20 protein-coding genes are annotated in these 25,877 nt (G+C 71.6%); 14 read left to right on the top strand and 6 right to left on the bottom strand.

Features of this window, described 5'->3' with window-relative positions; all coding sequences use genetic code 11:
• Positions 1-111 precede the first annotated feature (111 nt).
• Complete coding sequence (locus IF46_RS0126805; RefSeq protein WP_030491160.1) at positions 112-2,307, top strand: transglycosylase domain-containing protein; 2,196 nt, start codon at positions 112-114, stop codon at positions 2,305-2,307.
• Between the two features lie 33 nt (positions 2,308-2,340).
• Here IF46_RS0126805 and IF46_RS0126810 read toward each other — a convergent pair whose 3' ends face one another.
• Complete coding sequence (locus IF46_RS0126810; RefSeq protein WP_051724204.1) at positions 2,341-4,188, bottom strand: thiamine pyrophosphate-requiring protein; 1,848 nt, start codon at positions 4,186-4,188, stop codon at positions 2,341-2,343.
• 26 nt (positions 4,189-4,214) lie between these two features.
• On the opposite strand from IF46_RS0126810, the gene IF46_RS0126815 reads away from it, so the two are divergent.
• From IF46_RS0126815 to IF46_RS0126825, 3 genes are read left to right on the top strand one after another with little or no spacing between them, the layout of a single operon-like run.
• Positions 4,215-5,129, top strand: coding sequence for a TrmH family RNA methyltransferase (locus tag IF46_RS0126815; RefSeq protein WP_420063596.1), 915 nt, complete (start codon positions 4,215-4,217; stop codon positions 5,127-5,129).
• Between the two features lie 47 nt (positions 5,130-5,176).
• Positions 5,177-6,628: an argininosuccinate synthase gene (argG, locus tag IF46_RS0126820; protein WP_030491163.1), complete on the top strand. Its 1,452-nt coding sequence runs from the start codon at positions 5,177-5,179 to the stop codon at positions 6,626-6,628.
• 59 nt (positions 6,629-6,687) lie between these two features.
• Positions 6,688-8,466 carry a PucR family transcriptional regulator gene (locus tag IF46_RS0126825; RefSeq protein ID WP_030491164.1) on the top strand — a complete coding sequence of 593 codons (1,779 nt, stop codon included), beginning with the start codon at positions 6,688-6,690 and terminating at the stop codon, positions 8,464-8,466.
• Positions 8,467-8,577: 111 nt separating this feature from the next.
• Here IF46_RS0126825 and IF46_RS0126830 read toward each other — a convergent pair whose 3' ends face one another.
• Positions 8,578-9,921: a hypothetical protein gene (locus IF46_RS0126830; RefSeq protein WP_030491165.1), complete on the bottom strand. Its 1,344-nt coding sequence runs from the start codon at positions 9,919-9,921 to the stop codon at positions 8,578-8,580.
• A gap of 82 nt (positions 9,922-10,003) precedes the next feature.
• Here IF46_RS0126830 and murD point away from each other — a divergent pair, with 82 nt between their 5' ends.
• Positions 10,004-11,350, top strand: a complete 1,347-nt coding sequence (gene murD, locus IF46_RS0126835) for a UDP-N-acetylmuramoyl-L-alanine--D-glutamate ligase (protein WP_030491166.1) — start codon at positions 10,004-10,006, stop codon at positions 11,348-11,350.
• A gap of 66 nt (positions 11,351-11,416) precedes the next feature.
• Here murD and IF46_RS0126840 read toward each other — a convergent pair whose 3' ends face one another.
• Positions 11,417-12,388: a hypothetical protein gene (locus IF46_RS0126840; protein ID WP_030491167.1), complete on the bottom strand. Its 972-nt coding sequence runs from the start codon at positions 12,386-12,388 to the stop codon at positions 11,417-11,419.
• 87 nt (positions 12,389-12,475) lie between these two features.
• Between IF46_RS0126840 and IF46_RS0126845 the strand changes: the two genes are divergently transcribed.
• Both IF46_RS0126845 and IF46_RS0126850 read left to right on the top strand, forming a co-directional pair.
• A complete protein-coding gene (locus IF46_RS0126845; RefSeq protein ID WP_030491168.1) occupies positions 12,476-13,351 on the top strand; it encodes a hypothetical protein in 876 nt (291 codons plus the stop codon).
• A gap of 30 nt (positions 13,352-13,381) precedes the next feature.
• On the top strand, positions 13,382-14,197 hold the full coding sequence (locus tag IF46_RS0126850) for a hypothetical protein (protein WP_030491169.1): 816 nt from the start codon (positions 13,382-13,384) through the stop codon (positions 14,195-14,197).
• On the opposite strand, the gene IF46_RS0126855 is transcribed toward IF46_RS0126850, so the two are convergent.
• Complete coding sequence (locus tag IF46_RS0126855) at positions 14,181-15,077, bottom strand: glutamate cyclase domain-containing protein (protein WP_030491170.1); 897 nt, start codon at positions 15,075-15,077, stop codon at positions 14,181-14,183. The two genes, IF46_RS0126850 and IF46_RS0126855, sit on opposite strands and share 17 nt — an antisense overlap.
• Positions 15,078-15,228: 151 nt before the next feature.
• On the opposite strand from IF46_RS0126855, the gene IF46_RS0126860 reads away from it, so the two are divergent.
• Both IF46_RS0126860 and IF46_RS0126865 read left to right on the top strand, forming a co-directional pair.
• Entirely contained in the window at positions 15,229-16,527 is a 1,299-nt protein-coding gene (locus IF46_RS0126860; protein ID WP_030491171.1) for an aspartate aminotransferase family protein, read from the top strand.
• Positions 16,524-18,011, top strand: coding sequence for a CoA-acylating methylmalonate-semialdehyde dehydrogenase (locus tag IF46_RS0126865; RefSeq protein ID WP_030491172.1), 1,488 nt, complete (start codon positions 16,524-16,526; stop codon positions 18,009-18,011). The genes IF46_RS0126860 and IF46_RS0126865 overlap by 4 nt, the downstream gene beginning before the upstream one ends.
• On the opposite strand, the gene IF46_RS0126870 is transcribed toward IF46_RS0126865, so the two are convergent.
• A complete protein-coding gene (locus tag IF46_RS0126870; protein ID WP_030491173.1) occupies positions 17,983-19,353 on the bottom strand; it encodes an acyltransferase family protein in 1,371 nt (456 codons plus the stop codon). The genes IF46_RS0126865 and IF46_RS0126870 overlap by 29 nt on opposite strands.
• A 194-nt stretch (positions 19,354-19,547) precedes the next feature.
• Here IF46_RS0126870 and ngcE point away from each other — a divergent pair, with 194 nt between their 5' ends.
• From ngcE to IF46_RS0126885, 3 genes are all read left to right on the top strand, one after another.
• Positions 19,548-20,963: an N-acetylglucosamine/diacetylchitobiose ABC transporter substrate-binding protein gene (gene ngcE, locus IF46_RS0126875; RefSeq protein WP_030491174.1), complete on the top strand. Its 1,416-nt coding sequence runs from the start codon at positions 19,548-19,550 to the stop codon at positions 20,961-20,963.
• 66 nt (positions 20,964-21,029) lie between these two features.
• Positions 21,030-21,938 (top strand): carbohydrate ABC transporter permease, encoded by a 909-nt coding sequence (locus IF46_RS0126880; protein WP_030491175.1) that lies wholly within the window; start codon positions 21,030-21,032, stop codon positions 21,936-21,938.
• On the top strand, positions 21,935-22,834 hold the full coding sequence (locus IF46_RS0126885) for a carbohydrate ABC transporter permease (RefSeq protein WP_051724206.1): 900 nt from the start codon (positions 21,935-21,937) through the stop codon (positions 22,832-22,834). Before IF46_RS0126880 ends, IF46_RS0126885 begins: the two co-directional genes overlap by 4 nt.
• A 143-nt stretch (positions 22,835-22,977) precedes the next feature.
• Here the strand turns inward: IF46_RS0126885 and IF46_RS0126890 are convergent, their stop codons facing one another.
• Entirely contained in the window at positions 22,978-23,964 is a 987-nt protein-coding gene (locus tag IF46_RS0126890; RefSeq protein ID WP_030491177.1) for an N-acetylglucosamine kinase, read from the bottom strand.
• A 206-nt stretch (positions 23,965-24,170) separates the two neighbouring features.
• On the opposite strand from IF46_RS0126890, the gene IF46_RS0126895 reads away from it, so the two are divergent.
• Complete coding sequence (locus IF46_RS0126895; RefSeq protein WP_030491178.1) at positions 24,171-25,124, top strand: MurR/RpiR family transcriptional regulator; 954 nt, start codon at positions 24,171-24,173, stop codon at positions 25,122-25,124.
• Entirely contained in the window at positions 25,121-25,870 is a 750-nt protein-coding gene (locus tag IF46_RS0126900) for a sugar isomerase domain-containing protein (protein ID WP_030491179.1), read from the top strand. Before IF46_RS0126895 ends, IF46_RS0126900 begins: the two co-directional genes overlap by 4 nt.
• The last annotated feature ends 7 nt before the right edge of the window (positions 25,871-25,877 follow it).

The following is a 25,877-nucleotide window of genomic DNA, read 5'->3' on the forward strand; positions in this document are numbered from 1 at the left end:
GGTTGGGGGGACTGGGGTGGGTGGGAGGTGGCTGGTGGGGGGCCGTGAAGTTGCTGACAATTGAGGGCTGGGGGTGGTCGGTTGGCGGCTTTCGTGGCAATCCTGGGTTGCATGGCCGCTCCCCGCTCGCCGCTGTCGCGGCTGTTCACCGTGCTGCTCGCCGGCGTGTTGGCCGGGCTTGTCCTGGCAGTCGCCGCGCTGCCGGGCAATCTCCTGCTCGGGCTCACCGCCCGCTCCGCGCTCGGATCGTATGCCGCGTTGCCCGCTTCGCTGCGCACCCCGGCGACCCCGCAGCGTTCGTACCTCTACGCCAATGACGGCAAGACTCTGATCACCACGTTCTACGACGTGAACCGCACCGACGTCGCGTTGTCGGACATCGCGCCGGTCATGCGGCAGGCGATCGTGGCGGCCGAGGACCGGCGCTTCTACGACCACGGTGGCGCGGACATGCGTGGCCTCGCCCGGGCACTGGTGGCCAACGTCAAGGGTGGCGGCAGTGAGCAGGGCGGCTCGACGCTGACCATGCAGTACGTCCGTAACGTCCTGAAGACCGACCCCACCCGCACCGCCGAGGAGCGCGCCGCCGCGACCGACCCCACCGTCGGCCGCAAGATCCAGGAGATCCGGTACGCGAGCGCGCTGGACAAGAGCCTCGGCAAGGACGAGATCCTCGGCCGGTACCTGAACATCGCCTACTTCGGCTCCGGCGCGTACGGGATCGCGGCGGCCAGCCAGCGTTACTTCGGCAAGGCGCCGGCGCAGTTGACCCTCGCCGAGTCGGCTCTGCTCGCCGGCCTGTTGCAGTCCCCGGACGCGTACAGCCCGATCAGCGGCGACAAAGACCAGGCGCTCGCCCGCCGGTCGTACGTGTTGGATTCGATGGTCGCCACCAACGCGATCACCGCCGCGCAGGCCGCGCAGGCCAAGGCGGAGCCGCTGGCCCTGCACCCCACCGCCCAGCCCAACGGCTGCACCGCCGTCTCCCAGGGCCACGACGACTGGGGCTACTTCTGTGACTACCTGCGCCGCTGGTGGATGACCCAGCCGGCGTTCGGGGCCACGGTCGCGGAGCGCGAGCAGGCCCTGCGCTCGGGCGGCTACACCGTGATCACCTCGTTGGACCCGAAGATCCAGGCCAGCGCGCAGCAGCAGGCCACCAAGGTCTATGGATACGACAACAAGCACGCCCTGCCGATCGCGGCGGTCCAGCCGGGCACCGGGCGGGTGCTGGCGATGGCGGTCAACCGGCACTACAGCTTGGCCGACAACCCGGCCGGGCAGGCGAACTACCCGAACACGGTCAACCCGTTGATCTCCGGCGGAGCCAGCGTCGAGGGGTACCAGGCGGGTTCGACGTTCAAGCTGTTCACCATGCTCGCCGCGCTGGAGTCGGGCCGTACCCTCTCCACCGGTTTCGACGCGCCCGCCAAGCTGCCCACCCGGTACGCGGCCGAGGGTCCGGGCAGCTGCGACGGCCACTGGTGCCCGGGGAACGCCAACCCGGACTGGATGGACGGGTACCGAATGATGTGGGACGGCTTCGGCCGCTCGGTGAACACCTACTTCGTCTGGCTGGCCGAGCAGGTCGGCCAGGACAAGGTGGTCGAGATGGCGCAGCGGCTCGGCATCACCTTCCGTGCCGGCTCCGATGCCGACTTCGCCAAGAACAACGCCGCGAACTGGGGTGCCTTCACCCTCGGCGTGGCTTCCACCACCCCGCTGGACCTGGCCAACGCGTACGCCACGGTGGCCGCCGAGGGCACCTACTGCACGCCGGTGCCGGTGCTCTCGGTGACCGGCGCGAACGGTGCGAAGGTGCCGGTCGGGCAGCCCTCCTGCAAGAAGGTCCTCGACCCCGATGTCGCCCGGGCCGCGACCGACGCGGCTCGCTGCCCGGTGGGTCAGCAGTCGGCGTTCGGGCAGTGCAACGGCGGCACCGCCACGGGTGTGAACGGCATCCTCGACGGCCGACCGGTGGCTGGCAAGACGGGTAGCTCGGAGCGGAACTCCACCGAGACGTTCGTCGGTTACACCCCGCAGGTCGCGGTGGCCGGCATCGCCGTCAACCCGGATGACCCGGCCGACTCGGTGGGGTCGGCGGTGCAGACCAAGGTGATCGACGCGGTCGCCCGGGTCATCGCCACCGCCGTGAAGGGCCAGCCGGAGAAGGCGTTCGTGGCACCCAGCCACGAGCTGGCCGGTGACCCGCACCGCCCCGTTGACCGCCCGACCGTGCCGGACCGTCAGCAGAGCACCGACGACCCCCGCTCGGCTCTGCAGCGCTGGCTCGACAGCCGGGGCTGACGCCTCGCCCTCGACCGCCGGGGCGGACGCCCCTCAGCGTTCCCGGCGGCGAGGGCGGTAGCTGGCTAGCGTCGCGGGGAGCCCGCGGCGGATGATTCCGGCCCAGTCGGTGTCGCCGCGCAGCACCGCCGCCGCGGTCTTGCGGGCCTGTTCGACGGTGAAGTGCGGTGGGAGCATCAGCTCGGCCGGGTCGACCAGGGCGTTGATGACCACCGGCCGGTCGGCGGCGAGCGCCCGGTCCCAGACGTCCGGGACCTGGTCCGGCGAGTCGATCAACTCGCCGTGCAGCCCGAGCACCTCCGCCCACTTGTGGTAGGCGATGTCCGGCAACTGCTGGCTGTCCGGGAACATCGGCGTCCCCTCGGTGGAGCGCTGTTCCCAGCTGACGAACGCCAGGTCCCGGTTGTTGAGCACCAGCACCACGAAGCGCGGGTCGGCCCAGCTGCGCCAGTACTTCGCCACGGTGATCAGCTCGTTGACGCCGTTCATCTGCATGGCGCCGTCGCCGATCAGCGCCACCAACGGCCGGTCCGGGTGGGCGAACTTGGCGCTCAGCGCGTACGGCATGGCGCCGCCCATGGACAGCAGCGTGCCGGAGAGGCTGGCCAGCATTCCGGGGCGTACCTGGATGTGTCTGGCGTACCACGCGGTGGTGGTGCCGCAGTCGACCGCGAGCAGCACGTCGTCGGGCAGCCGCTCGTTGAGGGTGTGGAAGAGCAACTGCGGGTTGACCGGGTCGGCGGCCTGTTCGGCCAGGTCGCGTTGCACCCGACGCCACGCCGAGGTGTCCTCGGCGATCTCCGCCCGCCAGGCGGTCGGCCCGGGGCCGGGGCCCAGCTCGTCCAGCAACGCCCGCAGCGTGGGGCGGGCGTCGCCGGTGAGGTTCACCTCGGTCGGGTACCGCAGCCCGAGCTGGGTGCCGTCCAGGTCGATCTGCACCGCGCGGGCCTGTCCGGGCGGTGGGTAGAACTCCGAGTACGGCATGTTGCTGCCCACGATCAGCAGCCGGTCGCAGCCGCTCATCAGCTGCCAGCTGGGTCGGGTGCCGAGCAGCCCGATCGCGCCGGTCACCCACGGCTCGCGGTGGTCGACGGCGGTGAAGCCCAGCAGCGCGGTGGCCACGCCGGCCCCGAGCCGCTCAGCGATCTCACGGACCTCGTCGCGCGCGCCGAGCGCACCCTGCCCGACCAGCATGGCCACCCGCTGCCCGCCGCGCAGCACCTCGGCCGCCCGGCGTACGTCAGCCTCCGGCGGCACCGTCGGCGTGCTGCTCGGCGCGTTGCTGGTCTGGTAGTAGCCGTGCGCGTGCGGCGGGTTCGGCACGGCCGGCTCGTCCTGCACGTCCAGGGGCAGGATCAGGGCGGTGACGGTACGCCGGGCCAGCGCCGTCCGGCACGCCCGGTCGACGAGGTGGCGTACCTGCGCCGGGTGGTCGAGCTGGGCCAGGAACGCCGCGGCCACGTCCTTGTAGAGGGCGAGCAGGTCGACCTCCTGGTAGTAGCCCCCGCCCTCGGCGGTGGTCGCGGTGTGCCCGACCAGGGCGATCACCGGTTGGTGGTCGAGCTTCGCGTCGTACAGGCCGTTGAGCAGGTGGATGGCGCCCGGCCCGCTGGTGACCAGCGCGCAGCCCAGCGGGCCCCCGCCGTACTTGACGTGCGCGGAGGCGGCGAAGCCGGCGGTCTCCTCGTGGCGGACCTGGATGAACTGGGCCCGCCCGTTGGTGCGTTGCAGCGCGGAGGTGAGGCCGTTGATGCCGTCGCCGGGGTAGCCGAAGTAGCGGTGCACGCCCCAGCTGAACAGTCGCGACACGATGTGGTCCGCGACGGTCGGGCGCCGGGGCAGCGGGCCCGCTTCATCCGGTGCCGTGTGGTCTGTGCTCACCTGGCTTGTCCTTCCCCGCGAGTCCGATGCTCCGCCGGTCATTCCCCTTCTTCTTCGGACAAAACACCCCGCTGGGCGGTCGTCGTAGCGTGCCGCCGCGCGTCCGGCAGAATCGTCGGGTGCCCGTCCACCAGATCACTGACCCCGACGACGACCGGATCGCCGACTACCGGGCGCTCACCGACGTCGAGCTGCGCACCCGCTGGGAGCAGCCGCACGGCCTGTTCATCGCCGAGGGGGAGCTGGTGTTGCGCCGGGCGCTACGCGCGGGCTACCCGGCCCGGTCGTACCTGGTCGACGCCAAGCGGGTCGACCAGCTCGCCGACCTGGACACCGGCGACGCGCCGGTCTACGCCGCCACCCAGGACGTGTTGGAACGGGCCACCGGCTTCCACGTACACCGGGGAGTGCTGGCGTCGTTCCACCGCCGGCCGCTGCCGACGGCGGCCGAGGTGCTCGCCGCCGCGCGCCGGGTCGTTCTCCTGGAGGACGTCAACAACCACACCAACCTCGGTGCGCTCTTCCGGGGAGCCGCCGCGCTCGGCATCGACGCGGTGCTGCTGTCGCCGTCCTGCGCCGACCCGCTGTACCGGCGCAGTGTCCGGGTCAGCATGGGTGAGGTCTTCGCCATGCCATACGCGAAGCTCGAACGCTGGCCCGAGGGGTTGGACCAGGTGCGGGAGGCCGGCTTCACAGTGCTCGCCATGACGCCCGCGCCGGACGCCGTACCGATCCAGCGGTTGACCGCGGCCCAGCGTGAGCGGGCGGCGCTGCTGCTCGGCGCCGAGGGGCCTGGCCTCACCGCGGCGGCCCAGGCCGCCAGCGACGTACGGGTGGTGATTCCGATGCGCCGAGGTGTCGATTCGCTAAATGTCGCGGCGGCGGCCGCGGTCGCCTTCTGGGAGCTGGGCCGGGAGGATCCACCGTCCGACGGCGAGTAGATCCCGCCAGCTTGCATGGCCATGCGTTCTATTGCATAATCTTCCCTGTGTCCAAGGTTCTCACCTCCCTGCCCACCGGCGAACGTGTCGGCATCGCCTTCTCCGGCGGCCTCGACACCTCGGTCGCGGTCGCGTGGATGCGCGACAACGGCGCGATCCCCTGCGCCTACACGGCCGACATCGGCCAGTACGACGAGCCCGACATCGCCTCGGTGCCCGGTCGTGCGCTCAGCTACGGCGCCGAGCTCGCCCGCCTGGTCGACTGCCGCGCCGCCCTGGTCGAGGAGGGCCTCGCCGCGTTGACCTGCGGCGCCTTCCACATCCGCACCGGCGGGCGGGCATACTTCAACACCACCCCGCTCGGTCGCGCCGTGACCGGCACCCTGCTGGTGCGGGCGATGGTCGCCGACGACGTCCAGATCTGGGGCGACGGCTCGACCTTCAAGGGCAACGACATCGAGCGGTTCTACCGGTACGGCCTGCTGGCCAACCCGATGCTGCGCATCTACAAGCCGTGGCTCGACACCGCCTTCGTCACCGAGCTGGGTGGGCGTAAGGAAATGTCGGAGTGGCTGCTGGAGCGCGGCCTGCCCTACCGGGACAGCACCGAGAAGGCGTACTCGACCGACGCCAACATCTGGGGCGCCACGCACGAGGCGAAGACCCTGGAGCACCTGGACACCGGCATCGAGACGGTCAACCCGATCATGGGAGTCCGGTTCTGGGACCCGTCGGTGGAGATCCCCACCGAGGACGTCACCATCGGCTTCGACCAGGGCCGCCCGGTCACCATCAACGGCAAGGAGTTCGGCAGCGCCGTCGACCTGGTGCTGGAGGCGAACGCCATCGGTGGCCGGCACGGCCTGGGCATGTCCGACCAGATCGAGAACCGGATCATCGAGGCCAAGAGCCGGGGCATCTACGAGGCGCCCGGGATGGCGCTGCTGCACGCCGCGTACGAGCGGCTGGTCAACGCCATCCACAACGAGGACACCCTGGCCAACTACCACAACGAGGGTCGCCGTCTCGGTCGCCTGATGTACGAGGGTCGCTGGCTGGACCCGCAGGCGCTGATGCTGCGCGAGTCGCTGCAGCGCTGGGTCGGCACGGCGGTCACCGGCGAGGTGACGTTGCGGCTGCGCCGGGGCGAGGACTACTCGATCCTGGACACCACCGGCCCGTCGTTCAGCTACCACCCCGACAAGCTGTCGATGGAGCGTACCGAGGACTCGGCGTTCGGCCCGTCGGACCGGATCGGCCAGCTCACCATGCGTAACCTGGACATCGCCGACTCGCGGTCGAAGCTGGAGCAGTACGCCTCCCTCGGCCTGGTCGGCGGCGGGAACGCGCAGCGGATGATCGGCGCCGAGCAGGCCGCCTCGACCGGGCTGATCGGCGCGATGCCCCAGGGCGGCGCGGAAGCCATCGCCTCCCGGGGCGTCACCTCGGCCCAGGACGAGGCGCTCGACCGTGCCGCGATGGAGTTCGGCACCGACTGAGCCGGCCCGCCCGCCCGGCTGGGCGGCAAATGTCGAGTTCCGGCGTCACGGACGGTAGCGTGTCGGCCGTGTTCCCTACCGTCCGTGAGGTCCTCGCCCTGGGCCCGGTCCGCCACGGCGCGCCGCGCATGGTCGCTGGCGACGCCGGGCTGGACCGGCCCGTCCGCTGGGTGCACGTCGCCGAGGTGCCGGACATCGCCACCCTGCTCGGTGGTGGCGAACTGGTGCTCACCACCGGCATCGGCCTGCCCGGGGACGACGCGGGGCTGCGCGCGTTCATCGGCGACCTCGCCGACGTCGGAGTCTCCGGGCTCGTCGTCGAGCTGGGTCGCCGGTACGTCAGCGGGGTGCCCCGGGTGATGGTCGCCGCCGCCGAGCGGCGCGGGCTACCGCTGGTGGAGCTGCGCCGGGCCACCCCGTTCGTCCGGATCACCGAGGCGGTGCACGCGCTCATCGTCGATGCGCAGCTCACCGAGCTGCGCGCCACCGAGGAGATCCACCAGCGCTTCAACGACCTCTCCGTCGAGGGCGCCGACGCCGCCGAGGTGATCCGACAAGCAGCCGAGCTGTCCGGTTGCCCCGTGGTGCTGGAGAACCTGTCCCGGCAGGTCCTCGGGTACGACCCGGCGGGCGAGAGCGCCGAGCTGCTGCTGGACGGTTGGGAGCAGCACTCCCGGCGGATCCGGCCGGCCGGGCGGACCGCGTACGACCCGGACAGCGGCTGGCTCGTGACCACCGTCGGCGCCCGGGGGCAGGACTGGGGTCGGCTGCTGCTGCGCTGGCCGGCCAGCGGGGACGTGCCCAGCGCCCAGGCCGTCGAACCGACCGCCGGCCCGCCCACCCGGCTCACCATCCTGATCGAGCGGGCCGCGTCCACCCTCGCGCTGGGCCGGCTGATCCGCCGCGACGCCGAGGGCCTGGAACGGCAGATCCACCGCACTTTGCTCACCGCGCTGCTCGACCACTCCCGTCCGGTGGACGAAGTGGGGCTGCGGGCCAAGGCGCTCGGCGTGGTGCTCGACCGGCGGCACCTGGTCGGCGTGATGGTCCGCCACCGTGCCGACGACCCCGCCGGGGAGGTCGGCCCCGAGGCCGGTCAGGCCCGGCTACAGGACCTCTCCGAGGCGGTCGGCCAGGCTCTGCGGGAGGCGAAGCTGACCGCGTTGACCAGCGCCGTCGACGACAACTCGGTGGGTGCGCTGCTGGCCCTGCCGGACCCGGCCGCCGAGGACCGCGCGCTGTCCGCGTTCGCCAGCGCACTTCGTCGGGTACGCCTGGAGGCTGGCGCGGGCCGCGTACCCCCCGGTGGCGACGGGCTGCGGCCGGCGGTCGGTGTCGACCCGTTGCCTGCGCCGTTCGGTGTCGATGCGTCCCGCGGGGTTGGTCCGGGTGCCGTGATCGTGGCCGCCGGGTCCGGGGTGAGCACCCTGCGGGAGGCCCGACGCTCGCTGGTCGAGGCGCGGCAGATCGCCGAGGCGGCCCGGCGGGATCGCCGTGACCTGCCGATCTTCCGGCTGCCGCACGTCGGTCTGGCCGGGCTGCTGCACCTGCTGCGCGACGAGCCCCGCCTGCAGACGTTCGTGGAGCGCGAACTCGGCGCCCTGCTGGAGTACGACGCCCGGCACCCCCGGGAACGGCTGCTCGACACCCTGCGCGCGTACCTGGAACAGGGACGCAACAAGTCCGCCGGTGCCGCCGCCGCCCACCTGTCCCGGCCGGCCTTCTACGAACGCCTGGCCCGCATCGCCCGAATCCTCGACGTGGACCTCGACTCGGTAGAGGCCAGCCTCTCCCTACACGTAGCCCTACTAGCCCTAGAAGCAGTCCGCACCCCCTAAACCCACCCCCACCCCACCCCTCCGTTGATCATGAAGTTATTGCCATGACACGCCGATGCGAGTGGCAACAACTTCATGATCAACGGAGTGAAAGGGGGCCGGGAGGGGCGGTTAGGGGGTTAGGGCTTTTGCGTAGGTGGGGGGGATGTGGTTGGGGCCACCTGGGGTGAAGACGTCCGAGGTGGCCACTGCGGACCAGGCCGTCTCCGGGACGGCCTCGACCAGGGCCTGGATCACCGGGGCGTCGCGCCACTGGTCCTGCTCGGCGAGCAGGCCGAGGGCCACCACCGACTCCTCGACCTCACCCACGCACTCGAACGGCTTGTGCCCGTCCACGCCCAGCAGCTCGCGGTAGCCGGGGATCTGCGACTCGTCGGCCAGCAGGTCACCGCCGAAGATGCCCACCACCCGCTCGCGCGGCATGAACGGTGCCATGGCGAGGAAGACGAACCGGCACTTCGGGCAGTCCCGGCACCAGCGCTCGCTCGCGTCGTGCAGCTTGAACGCGGCGTTGCAGCTGGTCACCACGTCGTCGTACCGGGTGTGCTCGGCGAACAGTCGGGCGATGTGCAGCTCGGAGAGCGAGCGCAGCAGCGAGAAGTACGGATCGGTCAGGCCGGCGTGCTCGGCCAGCGACGCCCGCAGCAGCCCTTCGGCCTCGACACCCTTGGACCACTGGTGGTTGATCTCGTGGCCGTTCCAGACCAGGTTCGGGTCGGACGCCGAACGCTCGTTGGACATCACCACCGGGCCCAGCCCGTGCAGTACGGCGGTGGCCACCGCGATCAGGGAGTTGATGGCGGTGACCGGGATGTGCCCGTTCAGCGCGCCGGCCGCGTTCAGGTCGAACAGCACCGGGTCGATGCGCCGCCGGGCGGCCAGCGGGACCAGCCCGGACGCCTCGTTGACCGCGACGATCACGTGGTTCGGGTTGACCGAGAACGGCACCGGGTCCAGCTCGGCGCGGCGCAGCGCCTCCAGGCTGACGATCGAGTCCTTACCGCCGCCGACCGCGGAGAGCGGGCGACGGTCCGAGTCGTCGTACACCCGGGCCGGCGACACGTCACCGGCCGGCACCTCCGGGCGCAGCTCTAGCACGTGCGGCAGCTGATTGCGGTACGCGTACTCCGCGAGGCCCTTGGTGTAGACGGCCGTGACGTAGTCGACGGTGGCCGCGCCCAGCGGCGCCGGCAGCACCAGCCGGGGCGGCGCGGCGGCCTTGTAGTAACTGACCCCGGCGACGAGGTGCAGCACCTCCAACACCCGGTTGAGGGTCGCCACCGTCTCGTCGGAGGGCGGCTCCGCCGGCAGCGGAAGGGTGATCACCTCGGTGAACCGCTGCTCACCGGCCGGGCCGGTCAGGGCGTAGTCGAACAAGACCTCGCCAGTGGCGAAGTCGATCGAGTAGGACGGGAAGGTGAAGGCGTCCATCCGCCGGAGCTGCTCGTTGGGCACACGCCATACTAGGCCCTGGTTCGTCCGGCCGTGTCCGGACCGAGCCCGCCCTGCCGCCGCCGTGACCCCCGAGGAGAGCCCCGTGCGCCTTTCTGACCTGCGCGGACGTACCGTCGCCGTCTGGGGCACCGGTCGGGAGGGCCGGGCCGCTGTGACCGCCATCGCCGCGCACGGCCCGGCCGAGCTGGTCGCCGTTGACGACAGCGCGAACTTCCTGTCGCTGCCCTGGGACGGCCCGCTGGCCGAGGCGGCGCCGCTGGTCACCGGTGAGGCGGGCTTCGATCGGTTGGCCGCCGTGGACGTGGTGGTCCGCTCCCCGGGCGTGCCGCAGACCCACCCGTGGCTGGTCGAGCTGCGCCGACGCGGGATCATGGTGACCCAGGGCACCGCGCTGTGGATGGCCGACCACGCCGCGCGCACCGTCGGGGTCACCGGCAGCAAGGGCAAGAGCACCACCTCCAGCCTGATCAGTCACCTGCTCACCGCGATGGGCCGGCCGAACGTCTTCGGCGGCAACATCGGGGTGCCGACCCTGGACCTGCCGGAGGCGGAGCTGTACGTGCTGGAGCTGTCCAGCTACCAGTGCAGCGACCTCACCGACTCGCCCCGGGTGGCGGTGGTCACCGCGCTCTTCCCCGAGCACCTGGACGCGCACGGTGGGGAGCGGGAGTACTACCGGGACAAGCTGAACCTGCTCGCCCACGACCCGCAGACGATCGTGGTCAACGGCGGTGACCCCCGCCTCGCCGCCGAGTTGGGGGAGCTGCCGGCGGTGCGGGCCGGTCACCCCGACACCACCCACGTCGCCACCGGCGTCGACGGCACGCCCTGGTTTCACCTCGGTGCGCAGCCGCTCTTCCCGCGCGCCGTGCTGCCGCTGGTCGGTCGGCACAACGAGGGCAACCTCTGCGTCGCGCTCGCCGTGCTCGACGCGCTCGGCGTCGACGTGGTGGCCGGTAAGGACCACCTGGCCGTCGCGGTCGCCGAGTTCCAAGGGCTGGCCCACCGGCTCACCGAGATCACCGACCCGTCCGGGCTGACGTTCGTCGACGACACCCTGGCCACCAGCCCGTACGCGGCCATGCACGCCATCGACGCGTACGACGGGCGGCCGTTGACGGTGATCGTCGGGGGCAACGACCGGGGTCTGGACTACACGCCGTTGGCCGAGCACCTGGCCGAACGGGAGCTGACCGTGATCGGGATTCCGGACAGCGGCACCCGCATCGTCGAGGTGCTCGCCGGCCTGCCGAAGGTGCGTACCGAGCTGGTCGACGACCTGGTGGACGCGGTCCGGCTCTCCCGCGAGGTGACCCCGGCCGGCGGGGTGGTGCTGCTCTCCCCGGCCGCCCCCAGCTACGGCCGGTTCCGCAACTTCGAGCACCGCTCCGAGGTCTTCGCCCAGGCTGTCGCCGACACCGCCGGCTGAGCCTGGCTTAGCCAGACACCGCCGGCTGAGCCCGGCTTAGCAGACACCGCCGGCTGAGCCTGGCCGTCAGCCAGGCTGTCGCGTGGCGATGTGCAGGGCGCGCATCGAGCGGATCGCCGACCGGATCTCCTGGAGGTAGCGCCCGGGCGTGAGCGTCTGCTCGGGTAGCACCGCCAGGTCGGCCAGCGTCGGGTCCACCCCGACCGTCTCGATGGCGCACCCGTACGGCAGGGCCAGCGTGCGCAGCGCGTCGCAGTGCTGGAACGGCACGTAGATCGGCGCGGTGACCATCAGGACCTCGTCGCCCGGGGCGAGCCGGACGTGCCCGGCCCAGAACCGCTGGGTGTCGGCGGTGTGCGCCCGCCGCTGGTCCGGTTCGCTGGACGGCGCGGCCAGCACCCGGATCGGCGGTAGCCCGTCGGGCCGGTAGGTCCGCGACGACCAGGAGTGGTGTGGGTGGCCGGCGTCGACGCCGTCCTGCTCCACCGGGGCGGCCACCCCGAACACCTGGCGGACGGCCGTGTCCAGCACGTCCACCTCGGTCTCGTCGGCCGGCAGGCCCGCGTCGGCGAGCGTGCGGCGTTCCCAGTCCGACAGCGGCCGGAAACTGCCCAGGACGGCGACCTCGCCGCTCACCGGCAGGCCGGCGCGGAGCAGGTGCGCGGCGTACCCGACGCGGCGTACGCAGGCGTGCGCCAGGCCGCCGAGCACCACCAGGTGGGCGTACGCCGGCAGCACCGGCAGCACCGGATGGATCAGCCCGAGCGCGGCCGCCGTGTCGAGCACCAGCTCTGCGGTGGCCGGGTCGAGGTCGGGTTCCCGGGCGTCGGGCCGCTCCCGGCCGCCGCGGAAGTCCCAGTGGCGGGCGGAGAAGTCATCCAGGAAGCCGAGCACCTCGGTGAGGTCGCCGTCGGGCCAGGTGCCGCCGAAGCGGGCCACCAGGCCGCTGAGCGGGGCCGAGTAGACCCAGGCCCGAACCTCCGCCGTGATCGGCTCGTCGGTCGGCCCGGTCGACGCCGCCGCGTCCGCGCTCTGCACCTGCCGGATGCTACCGGCCCGCTGCGGCGGGGCCGGTGGTTGTGGATGCTGTCTAGGCTGGCGGGAGCGGCTGATTGGGGGATCTCGATGACCCGTGACGTGGCCCGTGAGCGGTTGCGGGAACCAGGCGGCGGCCACACTCGGGGCTTCGTTCGGCTGGTGGCGCACACCGACCCGGTGGCGTTGGTCGGCATCACGCTGTCGATCAGCCTCAGCATCGTGCTCGACCTCAGCAACGCCGCCTCCGGGGTGGAGTCGCTGCTGGCCGGTCTGATGGGCATCACCATCTCGCTGTTGGTGGACTCCCTGGCCCGTGCGGAGCGCCGCTTTCATCTGCGCACCCTGCTGGACGGCCCGCCCTGGCTGGTCCGCACCACGACAGAGCTGGCCGGGGCGATGCGGGACGCGGCCGAGCAGCACGCGGGCACCCGGGTCGCGCTGGAGGCGCAGCGGCGCTACGAGCAGTTCCGGTTGGAGGCCGAGCAACTCGCGGACGGCAGGATCATCCGGCGCGGCGATGAGGACGAGGACCTCGTCGGCGCGACCCGCACCTGCGTACACCGGCTGGATGGGTTGACGAACGTGATGCCCCGGGTGAGCGGGGAGCTGAGCTGGTGGCGCAGCGAGATCGGCCGGCGCTACTGGGAGGCGAACCTGGAGGCCCTGCAACGGGGTGTCCAGATCACCCGGGTCTTCGTCTACGCCACGCCGAGCGACGAGCTGACCGCCCTGGTGCAACGGCAGCGCGCGGCGGGAGCGCGGGTAGGTCTGCTGCCCCTCGGTGTGGTGAGCCCGCAGCTCCACGTCAACCTGACACTGTGGGACGGGTCGAGCTGTTGGGAGGCCCACATGACCGCGCACGGCGAGATCGGCGAGAACCAGTTCTCGGTCAACCGGACGGACGTCGACCGGCTCACCCGCGTGTTCGCGCTCTGCGCGAACGCCGCGACCTTCGAGGACTGACGGCCCTACCGGGGCGGGAACGGGTGAGTCATGACGGTGAGCGCGGTCCTGCTGGTGACGGCCGTGGTCTGGGCGGTCAGCGTGATCCGTTCCGTCCGGCTCCGCGCGCTGGTCTACAGCCTGCCGCTGCCGATGACGCTCGCCCTGGTCAGCACCGACTACCCGGTGAACGGCGCGCAGGTGCTCGGCGTGCTCGGGCTCAACCTCTTCTTCGTCACCGTGGCGGTCACCCACCAGCGGCTGCGCTGGCCGATCCTGCTCGCCGACGGCGCGGGGATCGCCGTGTACGTGGCGCTGAGCGCCGGCCTGCTGGCCGTCCACATCCCGTTCGAGGCGGCCCTCGCCGGCACGCTCCTGCTCTGGCTGGCGGCCATGCTGTGGCTGCGCCGCAGCGCCGGCCCGCGCGCCGCACCCGCCGCCGACGAGCCAGCCGCCGTTGCGGAGACTCGCCCGGACGGGCTGCCGGCGTTGCTCAAGTTGGTGGTGATCTTCTTTGGGGCGATCCTCACCGCGCTGCTCGGTGCCGTGCTGCGCGGCATGGTGGTGACGTTCCCGTACTCGGGGGTGCTTGTCGCGATCGAGGCCCGCCGGCAGTTGTCCGAGTTCAGCAGGCACTTCGCCCGCAACAGCCTCGCGCTTGTCGCGTTCCTCTGCGCGTACCACTACCTTCAGGACGTCTCGTCGGCCGTGGCGCTGGGCGGCGGCTGGGCGGCCTTCGCGGTGGTCGCCGTCGTTCTGCACCTGCCGTTGCGTCCCCGCCGGGTTGTGCAGGCACGAGCGGAGAGCCGGCCGCCGAGGCCACTGCGGCCGGCGGTCGAGCCACCCACGCCTACCGGCCTGCCCTGACCAGCTCGGCGATGCGGGTGAGCGGTTCGGCGTACGCGGGCCAGTCGAGGCCGTCGACGCTGAGCGCCCGGCGGCGGCGCACCCCGTCCACCGCACCCGCGCGCACGATGGCGGTCAGCAGGTCGTACGACCAGGCGGGCTCCAGCAGCGTACGAAGCTCGGGCACCTCGGGGCGGAGCAGCGACAGCGCGCCGACGAGGGCGGCGGCGGCCCAGTTGGAGGTGCCGCCGACGAGCAGCGCGTCCGCGCCGACCACGCACCGGATGCGCTCGCCCGAGGCGACCACCCGTCCGATCAGGTCCGCCGGCAGGAGGCCCATGCCCAGTTCGTTGCCGCCGTCGCCGATTCCGATCCGGAAGGCCGACCCGCAGGTGTAGAGCCGGTCCAGGGGTGCCGTGTGCGCGCTGATGTCCTCGCCGCGCATGTTGCGAGGGCGACCATCCACTGTAGGCCCAGCCCGTTCACAGGCGATGAGGTGCGTCAGCCGGGCGTACTCGGGGAGGTGGGCGGCGGCCCAGTCGTCGTACCCCCGCAGTGGCGCGACGTCCACCGACAGGCCCGGCGCGGCGGCGGCGACGGCCGCCTCGATCACTGGGGCGCAGGGCTCGTCGGTGACGAGCCGGCACCGGCCACCGAGCAGGCGCAGCGCGGCGGCGATCTGGACCGCGCCGAGCGGGCCGTCGGTCTCCACGGCGGGCGGGTCGGCGCCGGGGATGAAGAACCCGGTGAACACCGCGGCGTCCGGCGCCGCGGCGGTGGCGAGCGACCGGGCGGCGGCCAGGAGTCCACCCGCCGCAGGCTCGGCCAGCGCCTCGCTGCCCCGGCCCACCTCGCGCGCCGCGACGTGTTCCAGCTCGGCGATCGTCTCGTCGATGCGCACCGGGTGCCTCCTCGGCGACAGTGGACCGACCCAGGGTAGTGGTGACGTGCTGTCAGCTCAGGATGCCGTTGCGCTACAGGCTGACAGTTGTTCGTATCGCCCGGCGGTGGGAGCGTGCGGTATCCACGAACGCCGCTGAAGGGTTGCCACGATGACCGACGACCTGCTGGCCCGGCACCGGGCCGTGCTCCCGTCCTGGATGCCGTTGTACTACGCCGAGCCGATCGAGTTGGTGTCCGGTGCGGGCCGCCGGGTCACCGACGCACAGGGGCGCAGCTACCTGGACTTCTTCGGCGGCGTGCTGACCAACATGATCGGGTACGACATCCCGGAGATCCGGGAGGCCGTCGAGCGGCAGCTCGCCACCGGCATCGCGCACACCTCGACGCTCTACCTGATTCGCCAACAGGTGGAGCTGGCCGAGAAGATCGCCCAGCGCTCCGGCATCCCGGACGCCCGGGTGTTCTTCACCAACTCCGGCACCGAGGCGAACGAGGCGGCGCTGTTGGTCGCCACCAACCACCGCCGCTCGCACCAGATCCTGGCCGTGCGTAACAGCTACCACGGCCGGTCGTACGCGACGATGGGCGTCACCGGCAACCGCACCTGGTCGGCCAGCGGCCTCAACCCGCTCCAGGTGGCCTGGCTGCACTCGGGTGACCGGGTGCGCGGTCTGCTGGCCCGGCTCAGCGCCGACGAGCAGGTCGACGCGGCGGTGGAGGACCTGCGCGAGGTGCTGGCCACCCAGACCGCAGGCGACGTGGCCGCGCTCATCGCCGAGCCGATCCAGGGCGTGGGCGGGTTCGTGCACCCACCGGACGGGCTCTTCGCCGGCTGGAAGAAGGTCCTCGACGAGCACGGCATCCTGTTCATCGCCGACGAGGTGCAGACCGGCTGGGGGCGTACCGGGGAGCACTTCTGGGGCTACCAGGCGCACGGCATCACCCCGGACCTGCTCACCTTCGCCAAGGGCATCGGCAACGGGTTCGCCCTCGCCGGGGTGGTCGGCCGGGCCGAGGTGCTGGAATCGGTGTCGGCCATCAGCTTCTCCACCTTCGGCGGCAACCCGATCTCCACAGCGGCCGGCAACGCGGTGCTCGACTACCTGATCGCGCACGACCTCCAGGCCAACGCGGCCCGCGTCGGCGCGATCCTCGCCGACGGCCTGCGGTCCGCCGTGGGCGATCTCGACTGCGTCGCCGAGGTACGCGGAAAGGGGCTGATGCTCGGCGTCGAGTTCGTCAGGTCGGGCAGCGGTGAACCGGACCCGGCGCTGACCAACCGGGTCTTCGAAGCCGCCCGCGAAGGCGGCCTGTTGACCGGCAAGGGCGGTCTGCACGGCAACGTGCTGCGGATGGGGCCACCGTTGACGCTTACCGAGGAGGAGGCCCGGGAGGGCTTGGCGATCCTCGTCGACGCGATCCGTTCGGCTGCGGGGGTGGCGGCGTGAGCATCGGTCACTTCATCGACGGCAAGCGGGTCGGCGGCACGTCCGAGCGGCGTGCTGACGTGTTCGACCCGGCGACCGGTCGGCGTACCGCCGAGGTCGAGCTGGCCTCGACCGCGGACGTCGACGTCGCGGTGCAGGCCGCCGCCCGCGCCGCGCGAGCCTGGCGGGACGCGTCGCTGGCCCGGCGGTCGGCGGTGCTCTTCGCCTTCCGTGAGCTGGTGCACGCCCGCCGGGACCGGCTCGCCGAGGTGATCACCGCCGAGCATGGCAAGGTGCTCGCCGACGCCGCCGGTGAGGTGCAGCGCGGCCTGGAGGTCATCGAGTACGCGTGCGGGCTGCCGTCGGCGCTGCGCGGCGCGTTCAGCGAGAACGTGTCCACCGAGGTCGACTCGTACACCATCCGGCAGCCGCTCGGAGTGGTCGCGGTGATCTCCCCGTTCAACTTCCCGGTGATGGTGCCGCTGTGGTTCGTGCCGGTGGCGGTGGCCTGTGGCAACGCGGTGGTGCTCAAGCCGAGCGAGAAGGACCCGAGCGCGGCGCTGCTGCTGGCCGAGTGGTTCGCCGAGGCCGGCCTGCCCGACGGGGTGCTCAACGTGGTCAACGGCGACAAGCAGGCGGTCGACGCGCTGTTGGAGCACCCGGAGGTGCGGGCGGTGTCGTTCGTCGGCTCCACCCCGATCGCCCGGTACGTCTACCAGCGCGGCACGGCCGCCGGCAAGCGCGTGCAGGCGCTCGGTGGCGCGAAGAACCACATGGTGGTGCTCCCGGACGCCGACCTGGACCTGGCTGCCGACGCGGCGGTCAACGCCGGGTTCGGCTCGGCGGGGGAACGGTGCATGGCCATCTCGGTGCTGGTGGCGGTCCAGCCGGTGGCGGACGCGCTGGTCGAGCGGATCGCCCAGCGGGTGCGGAGTCTGCGCACCGGCGACGGTCGACGGGGCTGCGACATGGGCCCGCTGGTCACCGCCGCGCACGAGGCGAAGGTGCGCGCCTACGTGGACGCCGGTGTGGCGGCCGGCGCGGTGCCGGTGGTGGACGGGCGGGACGTGACGCCGGACGGCGACCCGGACGGGTTCTGGCTCGGCCCGACGCTGTTCGACCGGGTGACCCCGGACATGTCGATCTACACCGACGAGATCTTCGGGCCGGTGCTGAGCGTGGTCCGGGTCGGCTCGTACGACGAGGCGGTCGAGCTGGTCAACGCCAGCCCGTACGGCAACGGCACGGCGATCTTCACCAACGACGGCGGCGCGGCCCGGCGCTACCAGCACGAGGTGGAGGTGGGCATGGTCGGGATCAACGTGCCCATCCCGGTGCCGATGGCGTACCACTCGTTCGGCGGCTGGAAGTCGTCGCTCTTCGGTGACCTGCACGCCCACGGCGAGGACGGGGTGCGCTTCTTCACCCGGGGCAAGGTCGTCACCAGCCGCTGGTTGGACCCGCGCCACGGCGGGGTCAACCTCGGGTTCCCCACCCAGACCTGAGCAGTCGCAGCACGCCCGCCCCGGCCAGGTAGGCCACCAGTGCCGGGACGGGCGTGCCGAGCGGCTCCGGGGCCTGTTGCCCAGTCGTGCTGTTGAGCAGCAGCGCGGCCACCACGGCGGCGTACGCGGCCACCGCCAACGCCATTCGGGTGGGTGTGCCCCGACCGGCCCGACGCCCGGTGCGGTGCCGCCCGCTGCGCGCCTCCACCGGCCCGAAGATGGCGACCAGCACCGCCAGGACGGCGCTGAGCAGCAGCAACCAGGGCACCCGCCAGGCCCACCAGGCGGCCGAGTCGACCGCCGGGGTGGGCAGCGTCCCGATCGCGTCGAGCAGCCCGATCAGCAGGATCGCGGCGGTCAGGTGCCAGAGGAAGACGGTCAGCACCACCAGGTTGACCCCGATCACCAGCTGCCATGGCCCGGTGCGGCGCAGCAGCCGCTCCGCCGGGCCGCGCAGCAGCAGGATCACCCCGACCTGGCCGGCGGCGACGGCCAGCAACGCGAGGCTGGGCGGCGCGGCGTTGTCGAGCCGCTCGCCGGGCACCTTGAGCATGGCCACCGGCCAGGGGCCGAGCACGGTGAGCAGCAGCACCGCGCCAAACCCGCCCACCAGGAACACCAGGCCGGCCCGGCGAGAGATGGGCAGCCGTCGTCGGCGTACCCCCGATTGGTCGGGAGTCGACGGCCCGGCGCGGGTGTCGTGCCAGGCGAAGCCGAGCTGGTGCACGGCGAGCCAACCGAACAGGTAGTTGCCGTAGCTCAGCTCCTCCGGCCCGGTCAACCGGCCAAGGTCGCCGAGGCCGACCAGTGCGACGAGCACCAGCGGCACAGCCAGGCCGAGGCGGCGGTGCAGCGCGTACATCGGCGGGGTGAGCACGACCGTCGCCAGGTAGGCGATCAGGAACCACAGCGGAATGGTGGCGAACCAGAACACCTCGCGGATCTGGGTCGGGTCGGCCCCGCGTAGCCAGGCGACCGCCGCCGCGGCGGTGAGCACCAGCAGCAGCGTGCTGGTGGGGCGGACCAGGCGGGCACTGCGGTCGATCAGCCAGCCGGCGGCGTCGCCGCCGCGGGCCCGCAGCCGGGTCAGCGAGGCCGCGTTGGCGTAGCCGCCGACCAGAAAGAAGACCGGCATCACCTGGGCCAGCCAGGTCAGCGGGTAGGCCCACCGCAGGTCGCCGAGGGCGGAGTGCCCGGTGGCCTGCCCGGCGGTGTCACGTCCGATCACCGTGACCGCCCAGTGTCCGAAAACGACCAGGGTGATGGCGAGCGCGCGGAGCAGGTCGACGTACCGTTCCCGCCCAGCGGGGGTGCGCTCGGCCAGCTGGCGCAGACGGCGCATGGCCCCAGGTTAGGCGACCCGACGGCGGCCGGTGGTGATAACGGTTCGACCGTCAGGGGTTGAAGTCCGGGCCAGGCTGTCGTAGAAATTCTTCAAGAACAGAGCCTTAACTGAAGAGAATAATCGTGCCTCGCGTGGCGGACGCCTCCCCCTTTTCACCGGCGATCCGCCCGACCCGACCCGAGGAGACCCCCATGAACAGGCGTGACATCCTGCGGCGCAGCGCCGCTGCCGGCCTGCTGGCCACCCCCGCCGCCGGGCTGCTGTCCGGCTGCGCCACCGCCGGTGGCGGTGACAAGAACGATGCCGACACCTACCGGGGCACCAAGAGCGCCCAGAACCCGCTCGGCGTGCAGGAGGACGCCCCCCTCGAAGTGGTGATCTTCGGCGGCGGGTTCGGCGAGGAGTACGCCAAGGCCCACGAGGCCATGTACACCGAGAAGTACCCGAAGGCGAAGATCAAGCACTCCTCCACCCAGGAGATCAGCAAGACCCTCCAGCCGCGCTTCGTCGACGGCACCCCGCCGGACGTGGTCAACAACTCCGGCTCCGGCCAGATCGACTTCAACGGCCTGGTCAGCCAGAACGCCGTCGCCGACCTCGGCGAGCTGCTGACCGCCCCGAGCCTCGACATCCCCGGCAAGACCGTCAAGGACACGCTGCTGCCCGGCGCGGTCGAGGTCGGCTCCTACGACGGCAAGTTCCTGGTGCTCAACTACACCTACACCGCCTACGGCATCTGGCACTCCGCCAAGCTCTTCGCCGACCGCGGCTGGTCGTACGCGAAGACCTGGGACGAGCACATCGCGCTCTGCAAGCAGATCAAGGCCGCCGGCATCGCCCCCTGGACGTACGCCGGCCTGCACCCGCGCTACATGAGCTGGCCCCTGATCGCCACCGCGATCAAGTTCGGCGGCCCGTCGGTGGCGACCGCCATCGACAACCTGGAGCCGAACGCCTGGAAGTCCGACGCGATGCGCACCGCCGCCGACGCCTGGCACCAGATCGTCAAGGACAAGTACATCCTGGAGGGCTCGCCCGGCCTGGACCACAAGCAGTCGCAGACCGCGTGGTGCCAGGGCAAGGCCGCCTTCATCTCCTGCGGCTCCTGGCTGGAGAGCGAGCAGAAGGACGTCACCCCGGCCGGGTTCAACATGACCATCGCGCCGACGCCGAGCCTGGGCAGCGGCGACAAGTTGCCGTTCGAGGCGATCCGGGGCACCGCCGGGGAGCCGTTCATGGTGCCGGCCAAGGCCCGCAACGTCGCCGGTGGCCTGGAGTACTTCCGGACCATGCTCTCCCGCAAGGGCGCTCAGGACTTCACGAAGAAGGTCGCCAGCCTCACCGTGGTCGCCGGCGCCACCGAGGGCGTCGAGCTGCCGTACGGGTTGACCACCGTGGTCAAGGCCCTCGACGCGTCCGGCGCCAACGGCTTCAACTGGGTCTACAACAACTTCTACCGCAAGTTGGAGCGCAACCTCGTCGACGCCGCGTGCGGCGAGTTCTTCAGCGGCCGGATCGGCCCCGCGGAGTTCCTCGAACAGTGTCAGAAGGGCGCCGACTCGATCGCCCAGGACAGCTCGATCAAGAAGTACAAGCGAGCGGCCTGAACCGCCCGGCCGGTGGGGGAGAGATCCGCCCCCACCGGCCGTACCCCAACGGAAGAGGTCCAACTCGTGAAACATGGCAAGTGGCCGCTGATCGTCACGTTCCTGGTGCCGCCGGTCCTGCTGTACGTCTTCTTCGTCGTCTCGCCGTACCTCCAGGCGTTCCAGATCTCCACCACCGACTGGCTCGGCTACTCGGCCGACGCCAACCCGGTCGGCCTCGCGAACTTCAAGACCCTGTGGCACGACGACTACGTGTGGAACGCGCTGAAGAACAACGCGATCCTGCTGGGTCTGGTGCCGGTCCTGACCATCGTGCTGGGGCTCTTCTTCGCCACCATGCTCGCCATGGGTGGGCGCAAGGGCCGCGCCGGCGTGACCGGAGTACGCGGCGGCGCGCTCTACCGCACTGTCTACTTCTTTCCGCAGGTGCTCTCCGTGGTGATCATCGCGCTGCTCTGGAAGGAGGTGTACCACCCCAACCAGGGGCTGCTCACCGCTGCCGTACACGCGGTCGGCCTACCCGCGCCGACCTGGCTCGGTGACCCGGCGACCGCCTTCTGGTGCGTGCTGGCGGTGATGGTCTGGAGCAACGTCGGCTTCTACGTGGTGCTGTTCGGCGCGGCGATGTCGGCCGTGCCGAAGGAGATCTACGAGGCGGTGCTGCTCGACGGCGCGTCCCGGTTCACCACCCTGCGCCGGGTCACCCTGCCGCTGCTCTGGGACACCGTCCAGGTCGCCTGGGTCTACCTGGCCATCTTCGCCCTGGACGGGTTCATCCTCGTGCAGTTGATGACCAACGGCGGGCCGAACTTCTCCACCGACGTGATCGGCGTACGGATGTACGACACCGCCTTCGGCAGCGAGACCAAGTTCGGCTACGCCTCGGCGATCGGCGTGGTGATGTTCTTCCTGACCCTCTCGGTGGCGGTGCTGTCGCTGCGGGTCGGCCGGCGCGAACGGATCGAGTACTCTTGACCACTCTGGATCAGCCCACTGCGACCGCCCCGACCCCGGTGACCAGCCGCGACCGCCCGGTGCGCCGGGAACTCGGCGTGGCCAACACCCTGTCGCACGGCTTCCTGCTGCTCTGGGGCTTGCTCACCGTCCTGCCGCTGCTCTGGATGTTCATCAGCTCGTTCAAGACCAACAGCGAGATCCTCGCCGACCCCTGGGGGCTGCCCGGCGCGCTGCACCTGGACAACTGGGCGCGGGCCTGGACCGGCGCGCACATCGGCCGGTACTTCCTCAACAGCCTGGTGGTGGTGACCGGCTCGGTCAGCCTCACCATGCTGATGGGCGCCACCGCCGCGTACGTCTTCGCCCGGTACGAGTTCCGTGGCCGCCAGGTCGTCTACTACCTGTTCGTCGGCGGCCTGATGTTCCCGGTGTTCCTCGCCCTGGTGCCGCTGTTCTTCGTGGTCCGCAACGCCGGGCTCTTCAACACCTGGCTCGGGCTGATCCTCGTGTACGCGGCCTACTCGCTGCCGTTCACGGTGTTCTTCCTGACCGCGTTCTTCCGGACCCTGCCGACCTCGGTGGCGGAGGCCGCACTCGTCGACGGCTGCGGCCACTTCCGGCTCTTCTTCCGGGTGATGCTGCCCATGGCGCGTCCGGGAATGATCAGCGTGGCGATCTTCAATTTCCTCAGCCACTGGAACCAGTTCCTGCTGCCGCAGGTCCTGTTGCAGGGCGACGAGTCCAAGTGGATGCTGGCGCAGGGGCTCTTCGCGCTCTCGGTCAGCCAGGGCTACGCCGGTGACTACGCGCGGCTCTTCGCCGGGCTGAGCATCGCGGTGCTCCCGGTACTCGCCGTCTACGTGGCGTTCCAGCGCCAGGTGCAGACCGGCCTCACCGCCGGCCAACTCAAGTAGCGCCCACCCCACCGCCCCGCCGGCCATGATCGTGCTCGATCGTTGTTGTAGTCCCCACCTCGCGGCAGGAGGCCACTACATCCTGGTTCGAGCACGATCATGACCGGGCGTGGCGTGGCGTGGCGTGACGTGGCCCGGGTGGGTCAGGTGGTGGGGAAGAGGTGGGCGTGTAGGGCGGCCGGGTCGGTCACCTCGGGTAGGCCGCGGGCGGCGAGCCAGGCTGCGGCGGCGGCCCCGTCTCCGGCGGTACGCAGTGGCGCGTCCGGCCAGCGCCGAGCGATCTCGACCCGGACGGCGGTGGCCAGCGGGGTGTCCGCGGTGAGCAGACCGCCACCGAGCACGATCGGTGTCACTGCCCCGGTCGGGCGGATGCGGCTCATGCTCTCGGTGAGGTGCGCCGCGGCCTCGGTGATCAGCGCGGTGGCGACCGGGTCACCGTGGGTGGCGGCGTGGACGACCAGCGGCGCGAGCTGAGCCAGCTCGATGGGGGGTTGACGGGTCACCGCCTGGATGGTGGCGTCGACGGTGTCCCGGGGGCGGGCGGCGATGTCGGCGTTGCCGACCAGCTTGGTGAGGACCGTGGTGGCCAGCGCGCCTGGGGCGTGCCCGGCGTCCAGGTCGGCGAGGAGTCGGCGCACCGCTTCCCGACCGAGCCAGAAGCCCGAGCCGGCGTCGCCGAGAAGCCAGCCGTGGCCGTCGGCGATCCGGTCGAGGCGCAGCTCGTGGACCTGTGCGGTGATCGCTCCGGTGCCGGCGATGAGGATGGTGCCGTCCAGGGCTGCGGTGCCGGAGGCGTACGCGACCAGGGCGTCGCCGTGCACCTCGTACGGGCAGCGCAGGCCGGCGTCGTGCCAGGCCCGGTCGAAGGCGGCCCGCCCGGCCGGGTCGGCGAGCAGGCGGCCTGCTCCGGCGAGCCCGATGGTGCCGGCGGCCACCCGCGTCGGGTCGAGGTCGGCGAGCGCTTCGCGCAGTGCGGTCAGCAACTCGGCGGCGGCGCGTTCGGCGCCGTGACTGGTGGGGTTGCCACCGCCGGCACGGCCGGTGCCGACGCGTTGCCCGGTGAGGGTGAGGGCGGTCGCCCGGGTGGACGTACCGCCGACATCGAGACCCACCACGACGGTGTCGGACATCGGCATGGGGCTCCTTGCGTCGAACGGCGATCTAGCTTGTTCATGCTGGTCGGCGGCGTCGTGCGGGGCAAGTTGTGGCGAGCGCGAGGGGCTGTGCGCCAGGTAACAGTTTGAAAACTTCTCCCACAGTCTTGACACAGAGGGGCCTTCAGTAAGAACTTTTACCACTAACAGTTAACAAGCTTTTCGGAAAGCTGAGGCGACCCATGGTTGATCACGAGGTGGACACCGCCGCGGGGACCGCGGTGGTCGACGCCGACGCGATCGATCGAAGGAGCTCAGCCTCCGACGGGGTGCTGGCCCGCGTCCGCAACGGGCTCGGCGAGTTGACCGGTGCCCTGCGCCGCGTCGCCGAGCACGTGCTCAGCGACCCGGAGGCCGCCGCCCGCTCGACAATCGTCGAGTTGGCCGAGCGCAGCGGCACCTCGCCGGCGACCATCACCCGCTTCTGCCGGGCGATGGGCTTCGAGGGGTACGCCGACCTGCGGCTGGGCATCGCCTCCGAGACTGGCCGAGCGCGCTCGGCCGGGTGGACCGTCGACATCGGACGGGAGATCCAGCCCAGCGACCCGCTCGCCCGGGTCCTCGACCAGATCATGGCCGCCGACACCCGGGCCATGCACGACACCGCCACCCTGCTCGACCTCACCGAGGTGGAGCGGGCCGCGGTGGCGATCGCCGGCGCCAACCGGGTGAACATCTTCGGCGCCAGCGGCAGCGCGCTGGTCGGCGAGGAGATGCAGTTCAGCCTCCATCGCATCGGTGTGGCGGCGTGGGCCTGGAACGACGTGCACGAGGGGTTGGCCAGCGCCGCGTTGTTGCGGACGGGGGACGTGGCGCTGGGCATCTCGCACACCGGGCAGACCCGGGAAACGATCGAGATGCTCGCCGAGGCGGGCAGCCGGGGCGCCACCACGCTCGCGCTCACCGGGTTTCCCCGCTCACCGTTGGCCGAGCTGGCCGACATCGTGCTGCTCACGGCGAGCCAGGCGACCACCTTCCGGCCGGACGCGCTCTCCGCCCGGCACCCCCAGTTGGTGGTGCTCGACCTGCTCTACATCGCCGTCGCCCAACGCACGCACGATCGCGCGCACGCGGCCTTCCGCCGGACCGCGCAGGCCGTCGATGGGCACAAGGCAGCGAAGGGAGCCCTTTCATGATCAGCGCCCAGGGGTACGCGGACGCCGTCCGCCCGGTGCTCGACCGGCTACTCGACTCGGAGGCCGACGGGATCACCCGGGCTGCCGACCTGATCGCCGACAGCCTGCGCGACGGTGGCGTGCTCCAGGCGTTCGGCGCTGGGCACTCGGAGGCGTTCGCCGCCGAGCTGGTGGCCCGGGCCGGCGGGTTGGTCCCCACCAACCGGCTCTCGGTACGGGACCTGGTGCTGCACGGTGACGCCCCGCGCGACGTGCTCGCCGACCCCAAGCTGGAACGTGATCCCTCCATCGCCCACCAGATCTACGCGCTCGCGGCGCCCCAGCCGCGCGACGTGTTCGTGGTGGCGTCCCAATCCGGCATCAACGGCTCGGTGGTCGAGCTGGCGGCGCTGGTCACCGAGCGCGGTCACCCGTTGATCGCGGTCACGTCGGTCGAGCACACCGCACGGGTGGCGCCACGGCACCCGTCCGGGCATCGGCTCGCCGACCTCGCCGACGTCGTGCTGGACAACGGCGCGCCGTACGGCGATGCACTGCTGCCGCTCGAGGGCGGCGGCGCGGTCTGCGCGGTCTCCTCGGTCACCACGGCGCTGCTGGCGCAGCTGCTGACCGCGGAGGTCGTGCGACGGTTCCACCAGGCCGGGGAGGTACCCCCTATCTACCTCTCCGCCAACGTCCCCGGCGGGGACGAGCACAACCTCGCCCTCGAGTCGCGGTACGCCGGGCGTCTCCGGCGTACCGCTTGACCCGACA

It is taken from the genome of Micromonospora chokoriensis (assembly GCF_000718555.1).
GTDB classification, from domain to species: domain Bacteria; phylum Actinomycetota; class Actinomycetes; order Mycobacteriales; family Micromonosporaceae; genus Micromonospora; species Micromonospora chokoriensis_B.

Bases quoted from the DNA above. Each gene is read 5' to 3' on its own strand.
- IF46_RS0126805 (WP_030491160.1), top strand. From the start codon at position 112: ATGGCCGCTCCCCGCTCGCCGCTGTCGCGGCTGTTCACCGTGCTGCTC.
- IF46_RS0126815 (WP_420063596.1), top strand. From the start codon at position 4,215: ATGCTCCGCCGGTCATTCCCCTTCTTCTTCGGACAAAACACCCCGCTG.
- IF46_RS0126845 (WP_030491168.1), top strand. From the start codon at position 12,476: ATGACCCGTGACGTGGCCCGTGAGCGGTTGCGGGAACCAGGCGGCGGC.
- IF46_RS0126850 (WP_030491169.1), top strand. From the start codon at position 13,382: ATGACGGTGAGCGCGGTCCTGCTGGTGACGGCCGTGGTCTGGGCGGTC.
- IF46_RS0126860 (WP_030491171.1), top strand. From the start codon at position 15,229: ATGACCGACGACCTGCTGGCCCGGCACCGGGCCGTGCTCCCGTCCTGG.
- IF46_RS0126870 (WP_030491173.1), bottom strand. From the start codon at position 19,353: ATGCGCCGTCTGCGCCAGCTGGCCGAGCGCACCCCCGCTGGGCGGGAA.
- ngcE (WP_030491174.1), top strand. From the start codon at position 19,548: ATGAACAGGCGTGACATCCTGCGGCGCAGCGCCGCTGCCGGCCTGCTG.
- IF46_RS0126890 (WP_030491177.1), bottom strand. From the start codon at position 23,964: ATGTCCGACACCGTCGTGGTGGGTCTCGATGTCGGCGGTACGTCCACC.
- IF46_RS0126895 (WP_030491178.1), top strand. From the start codon at position 24,171: ATGGTTGATCACGAGGTGGACACCGCCGCGGGGACCGCGGTGGTCGAC.
- IF46_RS0126900 (WP_030491179.1), top strand. From the start codon at position 25,121: ATGATCAGCGCCCAGGGGTACGCGGACGCCGTCCGCCCGGTGCTCGAC.